The organism is Salmonella sp. A1325 (assembly GCF_056991255.1).
This window is the reverse complement of sequence record NZ_JAMLWO010000007.1, coordinates 151,983-165,068: the sequence shown is the minus strand read 5'-3', so window position 1 is coordinate 165,068 and position 13,086 is coordinate 151,983. Positions and strand designations below refer to the sequence as shown.

Genomic DNA, 13,086 nt, shown 5'->3' with positions numbered 1-13,086 from the left:
TATTGATCTAACCCGCAAAATCGGCGTTTTGTTCAGTCGAAAAATTTCATGGTTCCTTTAGCTTCGTTTTCTTCTCTATGGATTTATATGCACCTTCTCCGCCCCGGTTATATCCCTTAAATTGATGGCGGCTAAAGGCGTATTCGGCCTGCACGTTCTGCAGGCCGAATACGCGTCAACGCGTTAGCTGGCTACCGCCATGCCCACGGTCATATGCAGCCCATAGAATACGCCGCGGCCAATCAATTCCCCCGCCAGCATCAGAATGAAGGCGACAGAGAGCAACGGTACCGCAGGTTGATACCCTTTTAACTGTGGCACAATCCAGCAGCACAACGCCGCCGCAAGCAGCACCATACGCCAGGCCATCAGCGAGCCATAATCCGGCACCAGAGCAGACGCCTGCTGAATGGAACTGTGAATCGTCGCCAGTTCCGCGCCCTGCATGGCCACCATAATGGCAATAACCACCAGCGCCAGCACCGACACCGCAGGCAACAGACGCATCGCCCAACCGTTCACGCCCGCGATGCGCAGCAGCAGATAACCCAGTAGCGGCCCCCCCATAAAGAGCGTCAGGAAGAAGCCCAGCGGCGTCCAGACGCTATACCAAGTCGGTACTGTATCGATGCTGTTATAGACGCGTACCATCATCCAGACGAAGACGACGCCCAGTACCATCGTGATAATCAGCCAGAGTGTGCGCAGTGCCGGCGGCAGCTTTTTCAGTACCGCCAACAGCCAGCCAATCCCGCCGACCGCAAAAAACACCGAGCCACTGGCAATTTCATTGCTCAGTGCGGAAGCACCCACGCGGTTAAGCGAGTTAAACGCGCGCATCGGCGAGCCCAGATGCAGCATCGAGGCGATAAAGCCAATCCCCATCAGCACCCACAGACCAAACATACAGGCGATCACCCGCTGCTGCGTTTCCGCGCGCAGGTCGCCCTTCATCAGCGCCAGAGCCAGAACAATAAAACCACCGGCCACGCACTGACCAAAGACCGTGAAGATCATCAACGGCCATTCATGCCATCCACTTCCCATCTTATACCTCCTTCGGATTGGCCAGATAACCGGTGGTGTCCCCGGTCGGGCGGCTGTTGGCGTTGGGTTTAATCACAATATTCGGCTTCGTGAAATGCGCGCGCGGCAGCGGCGCGACGGCAGCCAGCTCACCGTGTTTTTTACGCAGCTCGTCGATAGGACCAAAGTCCAGCGCTCGCAGCGGACAGGATTCGACGCAGATCGGTTTTTTGCCTTCCGCCACCCGGTCGTAACAGCCGTCGCACTTGGTCATATGACCTTTGGCCGCGTTGTACTGCGGCGCGCCGTACGGGCAGGCCATGTGGCAGTAGCGACAGCCGATACAGACCTCTTCGTTCACCACCACAAAACCGTCATCGCGCTTGTGCATCGCGCCGCTCGGGCAGACTTTGGTACAGGCCGGGTCTTCGCAGTGGTTACAGGAGATGGAGAGATAATAGGCAAAGACGTTCTGGTGCCAGACGCCGTTATCTTCCTGCCAGTCGCCGCCCGCATACTCATAAATGCGGCGGAAGCTGACATCCGGGGTCAAATCTTTGTAGTCCTTGCAGGCCAGTTCGCAGGTTTTGCAACCGGTGCAACGGCTGGAATCAATAAAAAATCCATACTGGGTTGTCATCGGTTACTCCTTACGCCTTTTCAACCTGAACGAGGTTCGTATGTGACGGGTTCCCCTTCGCCAGCGGAGAAGGACGTTGGGTCGTCAGTACGTTAATACATCCGCCCTGATCCACGCGTTTTGCATCCGGGTCATACCATGCGCCTTCTCCCAGGGCGACCACGCCCGGCATCATGCGCGGCGTCACTTTAGCCTCGATATGTACTTCGCCGCGATCGTTGAAGATGCGGACTTTATCGCCATTGTTGATACCGCGTTTCTGCGCATCCATTGGGTTAATCCACATTTCCTGGCGACAGGCGGCTTTCAGTACGTCTACGTTGCCATAAGTGGAATGCACACGCGCTTTATAGTGGAAACCCGTCAGCTGCAGCGGGAATTTATCCGTTAGCGGATCGTTATAGTTTTCAAAACCTGGCGTGTAGATCGGTAATGGATCGATCACGTCGCCTTCCGGCAGCTCCCAGGTGGCGGCGATATCCGCCAACGCCTGTGAATAGATTTCAATCTTGCCCGATGGCGTTGTAAGTGGATTCGCTTGCGGATCTTCGCGGAAGTCTTTATAGGCGACATGGTGGCCTTCGGGGTCACGCTGTTTGAAGATGCCTTGCTTACGGAACTCCTCAAAGGTGGGCAGATTCGGAATGGATTTACGCGACTGTTCGTACAGATGACGCATCCACTCTTCTTGCGTCCGTCCTTCGGTAAACTGTTGTTCCACGCCAAGACGTTTCGCCAGTTCGTTGGTCATCTCATAAATCGTCTTACACTCGAAGCGCGGTTTAATCGCCTGGTCAGTGAAGATAACGTAAGACATGTTTCCGCAGGAGGCATCCAGCGCAAAGTCCATCTGCTCAGAAGCAGTGCAATCAGGCAACAGAATATCGGCGTATTTTGCCGACGAGGTCATATGACAGTCGATAACGACGATCATTTCGCATTTCTTGTCATCCTGCAGGATTTCGTGGGTGCGGTTAATCTCAGAGTGCTGGTTAATCAAACAGTTGCCAGCATAGTTCCAGATCATTTTGATCGGCACGTCCAGCTTATCTTTCCCCCGCACGCCATCACGCAACGCCGTCATTTCCGGGCCGCGTTCAATGGCATCGGTCCACATAAACATGGAGATGCTGGTTTCAACCGGATTTTCCAACGTGGGCATACGTTCAAATGGCAGGGCATAAGACCCTTCGCGCGCGCCACTGTTACCGCCGTTAATCCCAACATTACCCGTCAGGATCGCCAGCATTGAGATGGCGCGCGTGGCGATTTCTCCATTAGCATGACGTTGTGGTCCCCACCCCTGGCAAATATAGGCGGGTTTAGCGCTGCCGATTTCTCGCGCCAGCTTAATAATGCGATCCGCCGGGATACCGGTAATTTGCGCCGCCCACTCCGGCGTCTTCGCGATACCGTCTTTACCCTGGCCAAGAATATAGGCTTTGTAGTGACCGTTTTTCGGCGCGCTGGCAGGCAAGGTTTTTTCGTCATAACCGACGCAATATTTATCCAGGAACGGCTGATCGACCATGTTCTCGGTGATTAAGACATATGCCAGACCATTGACCAGCGCCGCATCGGTACCTGGACGAATCGGAATCCACTCATCTTCACGACCAGCGCCAGTGTCGGTGTAACGAGGGTCGATAATGATCATCCGCGCGTTTGATTTCTGCCGCGCCTGTTCAAGATAATAGGTTACACCGCCCCCGCTCATGCGGGTTTCGCCAGGGTTATTACCAAACAACACCACCAGCTTACTGTTTTCAATGTCGGATGGACTATTGCCATCCGCCCAGCCGCCATAGGTGTAGTTCAGACCCGCTGCGATTTGCGCGGAAGAGTAATCACCGTAGTGGTTAAGATAACCGCCGCAGCAGTTCATCAGACGAGCGACCAGCGTTTTTCCCGGCGGCCATGAACGTGTCAAAGTGCCGCCCAGCGTACCCGTGCCATAGTTCAGATAAATGGACTCGTTGCCATACTCTTTGATAAGACGCTGCATATTGGTGGCAATGATATCGTAGGCTTCGTCCCAGCTAATACGCTCAAATTTACCTTCGCCGCGCGCGCCGACGCGCTTCATCGGATACTTGAGCCGATCCGGGTTATAGACGCGACGACGCATAGAACGACCGCGCAGGCAGGCGCGAACCTGGTGCAGGCCATCATAATCATCGTTTCCGGTATTATCCGTTTCTACATATTTGATTTCGCCATCCACAACATGCATACGTAGCGGACAACGGCTGCCACAGTTTACCGTACAGGCGCTCCAGACGACTTTCTCGCCGGTTTTCGCCGGGCTTATTGCCTCTGCGGCGTTAGCGATGCGGGTAAATGGCAGGGTAAATGCGCTACTGGCTATCGCCAGGCCGCCTATCGCGGTGGTTTTGACTAAACCACGACGGCTCACCTCGGCTGCCAGCACGGCATCAGGGATCTTAGTTTTCATAAGGGCTCACTCTGCTGCTCACAATAAAAAAAAACAATAAAACGATGTATAGAATTTTATATAGCGATAACATCGCTATAAAGTCTGATATATATCGAAAAAATAGAAAAATAGCGTTAAAAACTGACCTTCATTCGAAATCAGTATTACCCCTAATAGGGTAGGGATTATTGTCCGGTATCAAACTGGCATAAAAAAAGCGCCCGAAGGCGCTTTTTAGAAAAGGAGAAAGCGAGGATTAGCCGATATATTCCAGTCCGTTCATGTACGGACGTAATACTTCCGGCACTTCAATGCGGCCATCAGCCTGCTGATAGTTTTCCATCACGGCCACCAGGGTACGACCTACCGCCAGACCAGAACCATTCAGGGTATGGACCAGACGGGTCTTTTTGTCGGACTTGCTGCGACAGCGTGCCTGCATACGACGCGCCTGGAAGTCCCAGACGTTAGAGCAGGAAGAGATCTCGCGGTAGGTATTCTGCGCCGGAACCCAGACTTCGAGGTCATAGGTTTTGCAGGCGCCGAAGCCCATATCGCCAGTGCACAGAATGATTTTACGATACGGCAGTCCCAGTAGCTGGAGCACTTTTTCCGCGTGGCCGGTCATCTCTTCCAACGCAGCCATAGAATCTTCCGGGCGAACGATCTGCACCATTTCCACTTTGTCAAACTGATGCATACGAATCAGGCCACGGGTATCACGACCATAAGAACCTGCTTCAGAACGGAAACAAGGCGTATGCGCCGTCATTTTAATCGGCAGCTGATCTTCGTCGATGATTTCATCGCGTACCAGATTGGTCAGCGGAACCTCCGCCGTCGGGATCAAAGCATAGTTGCTGCTGTCTGCTTCTTCTTCCAGCGGACGGGTATGGAACAAGTCGCCTGCGAATTTCGGCAGTTGACCGGTGCCATACAGCGTGTCGTGGTTAACCAGATACGGCACGTAGTTTTCGCTATAGCCGTGCTGTTCCGTATGCAGATCCAACATGAACTGCGACAATGCGCGATGCATACGCGCAATCTGTCCTTTCATCACTACAAAACGGGAGCCGGTCAGCTTAACCGCGGCGGCAAAGTCGAGGCCGGAGTGCATTTCCCCTAAGGTGACGTGATCGCGGATTTCAAAATCAAACTCACGCGGGGTACCCCAGCGGCTGACTTCAACGTTGTCGTTTTCATCTTTACCTACCGGCACTTCATCCGCAGGCAGGTTTGGGATGGTCAGCGCGATATCGCGGATCTCCGCCAGCAAGGTATCCAGCTCGGCTTTCGCCGCATCCAGCTCTTCGCCCAGTTTATTCACTTCCAGGCGTAAAGGCTCGATATCTTCCCCGCGCGCTTTCGCCTGGCCGATGGATTTCGATCGAGAATTACGCTCCGCCTGCAGGTTTTCCGTGTTGACCTGCAAAACTTTACGACGCTCTTCAAGAGCGCGCAGCTTATCTACATCCAGCTTAAAGCCCCGGCGTGCCAGTTTTTCAGCGACTGCGTCTGGCTCATTACGCAGCAGATTGGGATCGAGCATGCTTATCCTGTGCTTATCGAATAATAAAAGGAAACGCGATCAATTGATGATCGCCTCTGATTGTATTGATGAACGTAAACCGCGTTTACGTAATAGCGACGTTTTCGCCTTACCTGACCGACGACAGCAACAACGCATCCATTGCGCTATACCCGCAGACCTCATAAGCAACGTGCTATCAGGCATAACGAGATTCATCATCAACGCCATGATACCTGGAGCATCATATTTAGAGATAACCTTACCGCAACGTTTACACTAGCGGTAGCGTTTTGTGGGGCTATTTTGATCCTGTTCAGCCAGCCAGGCGAGCTTTTCGCCAATCTTGCCTTCCAGACCACGATTTGTCGGATGATAATAGCGCGTTTGCGCGATTTCCGGCGGGAAGTACACTTCACCCGCAGCATAGGCATTGGGCTCATCGTGGGCATAGCGGTACTCCTGGCCATAGCCCATCTCTTTCATCAGTTTGGTTGGCGCATTACGCAGATGGACAGGAACGTCATAATCAGGACGTTCGCGCGCGTCGGCCAGCGCAGCCTTAAAGGCGGTATAGACGGCGTTGCTCTTCGGCGCGCAGGCGAGATAAACGATAGCCTGCGCGATCGCCCTTTCGCCTTCAGCCGGACCAACGCGGGTGAAACAATCCCACGCGGCAATAGCGACCTGCATCGCGCGCGGATCGGCATTACCCACATCTTCCGAGGCAATCGCCAAGCAGCGACGCGCCACGTACAGCGGATCGCCTCCCGCGGTAATGATACGGGCATACCAATAGAGGGCGGCATCCGGCGCGCTGCCGCGCACTGATTTATGTAAGGCGGAAATAAGATCGTAGAAGCGATCGCCTTTGTTATCAAAACGCGCGCTGCGCTCGCCGGCGATCTCGGTCAACAAGGAGGGCAATAAAACGCGTTTGCCGCTATCATCCGCCTCCGCCATATCGGCCATCATTTCCAGCGTATTTAAGGCGCGCCGCGCGTCGCCATTGACCAGCTCAGCAATCGCTCGCCGTGTCTCATCCGGTAACACGATATCCTGATCGCCGTAACCACGCGTTTTGTCCTGCATCGCCTGGTCCAGTACTTGCTCAATATCGTCAGTGGTCAACGATTTCAGCAAATAGACCCGCGCTCGCGACAAGAGCGCCGAGTTCAGCTCAAAAGAGGGATTTTCCGTGGTCGCGCCGATAAAGGTGATAGTGCCATCTTCGATATGCGGTAAAAAGGCGTCCTGCTGGCTTTTGTTAAAGCGATGCACTTCATCGACAAACAGGATGGTACGGCGACCAGCATTACGATTCTGGCGGGCGCGCTCGATAGCTTCACGAATCTCTTTTACCCCAGAAGTGACGGCGGAAATACGCTCGACATCGGCGCTGGCGTAGCGGGCGATCACTTCAGCGAGCGTGGTTTTCCCCGTCCCTGGCGGCCCCCATAAAATCATGGAGTGCAGATGCCCGGCCTCAATAGCGCGAGGCAACGGCTTACCTGCGGCCAGCAAATGCTGCTGGCCGATATACTGCGCTAAATTTTCCGGCCGCATTCGCGCGGCCAGCGGTTGAAACGTATTATCAGAAAAATCGAGCGACAGATTGCTCACTCATCGCCTCTACTTACGTTGGTCGTCTATCGTTACCCCTTGCGGCGGAGTAAACGTAAATTTTGACGGATCAACAGCGCCGTTTTGCTGGGATTTTAGCTGATAGGCGCTACGCTGATCGTCTTGTTCTACGGCGCTAAACTGGTGGATAGTCCCGTCGCGTCCCACATTGATGGTGAACTGTTTCAGATTGCCGTTGCTGGCTTTCGGCGTCAGCACAAAATTATCGCCATCCTGCTTAATATTATATTGCTGCCAGTCGCTGGCCTGGTTGCGGGCAATCAGCATAAACGGTGTATTTCCGGTGGCATCTTTCAACCACGTGGCGGTAGCCTGTTCTACAAACGGGTTATAGAACCATAACGTTTTGCCGTCAGAAACCAGAATACTCTCGTCAGGTTGCGTCATATGCCAGTTGAATAGATTTGGCCGCTTAACCCATAAATCACCCTGTCCCTCCTGCACCGCGGCACCGCTGCCATCGGTGACTTTTTGAGTAAAGGTGGCATGAAAGCTGCTCACTTTATCCAGACGGCTTTTCAGAGAGCTGGCGGCGTCAGCCCATACGCTGCTGGCTACAACGCTTGAAAGTAATGCACAGGCGATTGCCATTTTTTTCATCATTATTCCTCAGGTTTCGACACTCCCGACCAGGAGCTCCTTTTGCTTTCTATTCCAGGCCAAAAATCAGCATGAGGAAAGAAGAAAATACTGAATTTTGTTGCCGGATGGCAGCCTGCACAGCGCCATCCGGCTTACAGGTTTACTCAAAAGGCGGCGGAGCCAGCACTTCACGATTACCGTTATGCCCCTGAGCGCTGACAATACCCTGCGCTTCCATCTGTTCGATAATACGCGCCGCACGGTTATAGCCGATGCGGAACTGACGCTGAACGCCGGAAATGGACGCTTTACGCTTCTGGGTGACGAAATTAACGGCCTGATCGAATAGCGCATCTAATTCTTCGCCGCCGTCAAAACCGCCACCACCACCTTCGCTTTCGCTGTCGGAGGTAATGCCATCCACATATTGCGGACGACCGCGCGCTTTCCAGTCCTGAACCACCGCATGGACTTCCTGGTCACGCACAAACGCCCCATGGACACGTACCGGCATGGTGGAGTTTGGTCCGGAATAGAGCATGTCCCCCATTCCCAATAGCGACTCAGCGCCACCCTGATCAAGAATGGTGCGGGAGTCGATCTTACTGGATACGGTAAAAGCGATACGGGTTGGTATGTTGGCTTTAATTAAACCAGTAATCACATCGACCGACGGACGCTGCGTCGCCAGTACCAGGTGAATCCCCGCGGCGCGCGCTTTCTGCGCCAAACGCGCGATCAGCTCTTCAACTTTTTTGCCAACGGTCATCATCAGGTCGGCAAATTCATCAACCAGTACCACGATATACGGCAGTTTTTCCAGAACCGGATGCTGAACATCCATACTGTCGCCCGGCTTCCAGTACGGGTCCGGAATCGGACGTCCCATGCGGGCCGCTTCGGCGATTTTCTCGTTATACCCAGCCAGATTACGCACGCCGAGCGCGGACATCAGCTTATAGCGACGCTCCATCTCATTGACGCTCCAGCGTAACGCGTTAGCCGCGTCTTTCATGTCGGTAACAACTTCTGTCAGCAGATGCGGTATACCTTCATAGACCGAGAGTTCTAACATTTTCGGGTCGATCATGATAAAGCGAACGTCTTCCGGCTGCGCTTTATACAGCATACTGAGGATCATGGCGTTAACCCCGACCGACTTACCGGAACCGGTCGTACCGGCCACCAGCAGGTGAGGCATTTTCGCCAGATCCGCCACTACCGGATCGCCCGCGATATCCTTACCTAACACCACGGTAAGCGGCGACGGATTCTCGCGGAATTTGGCGTTATCCAACACTTCGCGCAGATAAACGGTTTGCCGTTTCTTGTTCGGCAATTCCAACCCTACGTAAGGTTTGCCTGGAATGACTTCCACAACGCGTACGGCTACCGTTGACAATGAGCGCGCCAGATCCCGGGAAAGGTTGGAGATACGCGCCGCTTTAACGCCCGGGGCCAGATTCAGTTCAAAGCGAGTAATGACCGGGCCTGGCGAATAGTTCACCACATCAGCTTTAATGCGGAAGTCCGCCAGGCGCGCTTCAACCAGACGCGCCATTTGTTCCAGCGCAAAGGTATCTACCGGTTCAACTTCGCTCGGCGGCGGCGTCAGAAGATCTAACGAAGGCAGCGGCGTCGTCGGACGCTGTAATGGACGACTGTCGCCGTTACGCATCAACAGCGGGTGGATCAGGCTGTCTTGCGGCGCTGTCGGTTGCTGCGGCTGCTGATACTGTGGCTGCGGCGCTACCGGCTGTTGCGGCTGCTGATACTGCGGCTGCGGCGCTACCGGCTGTTGCGGCTGCGGATACTGCGGTTGCGGCGCTACCGGCTGTTGCGGCTGCTGATACTGTGGCTGCGGCGCTACCGGCTGCTGCGGCTGCTGATACTGCGGCTGAGGCGCTACCGGCTGCTGCGGCTGCTGATACTGCGGCTGTGGCGCTACCGGCTGTTGCGGCTGCTGATACTGCGGCTGAGGCGCTACCGGCTGTTGCGGCTGCTGATACTGTGGCTGCGGCGCTACCGACTGTTGCGGCTGCTGATACTGCGGTTGTGGCGCTACCGGCTGCTGAACAGGCGTTGATTCGGGCATGACACTCGGCGTGAACAGCGGTTCGTGCGGGCCTTCATCAACCAATACTTTCATTGGCGAGAAATCCAGATCGTCCAGTGAGAACGGCTGCGCGCCAGCGGGTTGCTCGCCGGAATAGCGCTGCTGTTGCGAAGCGGCAAACTGGCGGGCTAATTCAGCTTCCGCAGCGGTATCGTCATCTTCTGCCTGTTGAGTATCATGCTGATACGTCTCACCATAACGATGCTGCTGCGACTGCGCAAACTGACGGGCTAATTCGTCCTGATGCATTGCATCTATTTCTTCATCGGTTAGCTGCGCGCCCGTCTCGTACTGATTGCGCTCCGCCTCGCGGGCTTTTTCTTCTGCAATCCTCTGTGACGGCAGCTTAATACCATACGATGCCAGTTCCCGTCGGGTCGGCACGCGAACGCGGTTCGGACGCGGCAGTTGCGGACCAATTCCCTCTTTCACCTGCGGACGCGGCGCGCCGCCGGTAGCCAGACTAAAGGCAGGCGCAGCGGCCGCGGCGCCTGCTGCCAGGGTGCCACTCTTAATACCTGCGTCAAGCGACGCGGCGGCGGCTACCGCTTCCACTGGCGGTATGGATGGCGCGACAGATACCGTAGGTTTGACCGGCACGTTCTCTTTTACCGGCTCCGGAATCGGTTGATACCATGCCGCCAGTTGTTCGCGCTCACGGGCGCGTTTCTCTTCCACCTCTTCAAAATAGTAAAGCGGAGGACGGGCGGGTCTGGTCTCTTCTATGTCAGGTTCAGGCTCGGTGGTAACCGGCTGTTCGATAACCGGCGGCGGCATGTGAGAAGGTTCAGCCGCTATCGGCTCCGGCTGATAAACCGGCGTCGGCTGATGGGTCGGCTCCGGCTGCCAGTGTTGTTCGGCATCCGGCGCCTGCCATTGCGGCTGTGTTTCCTGCGGCGCAAGAGAGTCATATTCTGCTGCGGTCGCTGGCGTCGCGGCGTATTGCGGCGCGGAAGCGACAGGCACAGGTTGCTGCCACGGCGCACTTTGCGCCTCCTGCGGTTGAGCATATTGCGGATGAGGCTGATACCCCTCCGGCGCAGGCGCGATAACCGGTTCGCCGGTTTGCGGTCCCGGTACGGGCTGCCACTCCACGGTCGGTTGCGCGACAACCGGCTCAGCCCCCGGCATGGGCGGCGTTTGCATTATGGGATCGGCGGACGCTGCCCACGTCTGGGTGACGGCAGTTGCGGCCGCAGCGGCGGCGACCGCTTCGGTGACAGAATGGCCGTTTAACAGCGGATCATATTCATCATATTCCGGCTGCGTCGCACGGTTGCCCGAAAACAGAACGTCGTCGGGATCGGCAGCGACGCCGCGCGCGCTATACTGAATGTCCTCGTCATCATCCATCCGTTTGCCGGAAAAGAGCGCGGCATCGGTCTGACGGCCCCGTGGATTGCTGAATTTTTCAGCCAGTCGCTTACGACGCGCCAACGCGCCGCGCAAAATACGCGCCCGGCGAGATTCACGCTGCACGCCGTCGGTTTCTTCATCGTATTCGTCATCATACTCTTCGTCGTCAACCCACGTATCATCACGCCGGGTACGGTTGCTGGCGAAGGTCAGTATATTAAGCAGCCAGCCGCCTAATTTTTCGGCGATACTAACCCAGGACCAACCGGTAAAGAGCGTCAGCCCGGCAGCCCAAATACAGAGAAGCATTATCGTTCCACCGCTACTATGCAATAACGGCTGCAGCGTGGTGCTTAACAGGCTGCCAATTACGCCGCCAGAGGCGAAATACCAGATATCGTCGGCATTAATGGCCGCCAGACCGCAGGAAGTGAGAATCAGCGCCAGCACGCCGATAAGGCGTAGCGACACAGCAAAATAGTCGATGTAATCATCCGTAGACTGATGACGCCACGCAAACCAACACCCGCCGACAATAATGACAGGGATGGTGTAGGCCATTACGCCAAAAATAAAGAACAGTGTATCGGCCAGCCACGCGCCCGGCGCGCCGCCTAAATTATGGATGGGCTCATGCCAGGCGGTTTGCGACCAACTGGGGTCCGAAGGGTTAAAGCTCAACAAGGCCGCCATCAGCCAGACGGCAAAAAGGGCAATAAGTATCAACAACGCTTCCAGAAGTCGGCGCCCGCTGCTTAACTTCGTCAATGTGACGTCTTTGTCTTCAGTATATTCCTGGCTCAAAAAAGGCTCTCCAGGTTCCAGGCTTTTCCCGCCCGATGCTAAAACGGACAACAGCACCGGGTTGCCCCGGCACTGTTGCTGTATGGATTAACAGGAGTGTAATCAAACTACGGCGATTTTGCACCTGTTCCGTGTTAGCGTGTCTTAATAACCAGACGATTACTCTGTTTTACCTCTTCCATCACTACGTAAGTTCGGGTGTCGTTCACACCTGGCAAGCGCAGCAACGTCTCTCCCAATAGTTTTCGATACGCTGACATATCCGGTACACGGGTTTTCAACAGGTAGTCGAAATCGCCGGAAACCAAATGACACTCCTGAATCTCTTCAAGCTTTTGCACGGCGGCATTAAACTGTTCAAACACATCCGGCGCGCCGCGATTTAAGGTAATCTCAACGAATACCAGAAGTGACGCATCCAGATAATGCGGGTTCAACAGCGCCGTATAGCCCTGGATAAACCCCTGTCGCTCCAGCCGACGCACACGCTCAAGGCAAGGTGTCGGCGAAAGTCCTACTCGTTTAGAAAGCTCGACGTTGGAAATACGCCCATCCTTTTGCAGTTCATTAAGAATGTTACGATCGATACGGTCGAGATCTTTGCCAGGGCGCTTCTTGCTATCTACCATTATTATTGTCTCTCTGTATTCCTTCCCTACTCCTGCCTGACTCTACTCACATCACTGTTCAGAGTCGCTGCCCATCACAATAGACCGAAACCCAGAGGGATTAACGGCGCGCAATGCCTGGTCTATGGTGAGAAGACCGTTGCCTCGCGGCAGCTATCGACATCACGAATGGCGTCTGTCCACGCCATGCGTAGATTTCACTAGCCCGGTAAACATGGTATTTACATGCATGATTATGCAGCACATACATAACACAGTTTTTTTCTTCCTCGAATGTTTTCGCAAAACAGCAGGTGATTGTCAAAGCAAAACATCGATTTTTAG

The 13,086-nt window shown here is 54.8% G+C and carries 8 protein-coding genes; all 8 read right to left on the bottom strand.

All coding sequences use genetic code 11. The features are described from left to right. Window positions 1-183 precede the first annotated feature (183 nt). Window positions 184-1,047 (bottom strand): dimethyl sulfoxide reductase anchor subunit family protein, encoded by an 864-nt coding sequence (locus tag NAZ64_RS15195; protein ID WP_000534681.1) that lies wholly within the window; start codon window positions 1,045-1,047, stop codon window positions 184-186. A gap of 1 nt (window position 1,048) precedes the next feature. Continuing rightward, window positions 1,049-1,666, bottom strand: coding sequence for a dimethylsulfoxide reductase iron-sulfur subunit DmsB (gene dmsB / locus NAZ64_RS15190; protein WP_000213069.1), 618 nt, complete (start codon window positions 1,664-1,666; stop codon window positions 1,049-1,051). 10 nt (window positions 1,667-1,676) lie between these two features. Next, on the bottom strand, window positions 1,677-4,121 hold the full coding sequence (gene dmsA / locus NAZ64_RS15185) for a dimethylsulfoxide reductase subunit A (RefSeq protein ID WP_483640977.1): 2,445 nt from the start codon (window positions 4,119-4,121) through the stop codon (window positions 1,677-1,679). 238 nt (window positions 4,122-4,359) lie between these two features. Then, window positions 4,360-5,652 carry a serine--tRNA ligase gene (serS, locus tag NAZ64_RS15180; RefSeq protein WP_000886697.1) on the bottom strand — a complete coding sequence of 431 codons (1,293 nt, stop codon included), beginning with the start codon at window positions 5,650-5,652 and terminating at the stop codon, window positions 4,360-4,362. Between the two features lie 258 nt (window positions 5,653-5,910). After that, window positions 5,911-7,254, bottom strand: coding sequence for a replication-associated recombination protein RarA (gene rarA, locus NAZ64_RS15175; protein WP_000067786.1), 1,344 nt, complete (start codon window positions 7,252-7,254; stop codon window positions 5,911-5,913). Between the two features lie 9 nt (window positions 7,255-7,263). Continuing rightward, the gene (gene lolA, locus NAZ64_RS15170; protein ID WP_001519746.1) at window positions 7,264-7,875 is read right to left on the bottom strand and encodes an outer membrane lipoprotein periplasmic chaperone LolA; all 612 of its coding nucleotides are present in this window, start codon (window positions 7,873-7,875) and stop codon (window positions 7,264-7,266) included. 142 nt (window positions 7,876-8,017) lie between these two features. Beyond that, window positions 8,018-12,133, bottom strand: coding sequence for a DNA translocase FtsK (ftsK, locus tag NAZ64_RS15165; RefSeq protein ID WP_483640976.1), 4,116 nt, complete (start codon window positions 12,131-12,133; stop codon window positions 8,018-8,020). 134 nt (window positions 12,134-12,267) lie between these two features. Then, on the bottom strand, window positions 12,268-12,762 hold the full coding sequence (lrp, locus tag NAZ64_RS15160) for a leucine-responsive transcriptional regulator Lrp (protein WP_000228469.1): 495 nt from the start codon (window positions 12,760-12,762) through the stop codon (window positions 12,268-12,270). Between the last annotated feature and the right edge of the window lie 324 nt (window positions 12,763-13,086).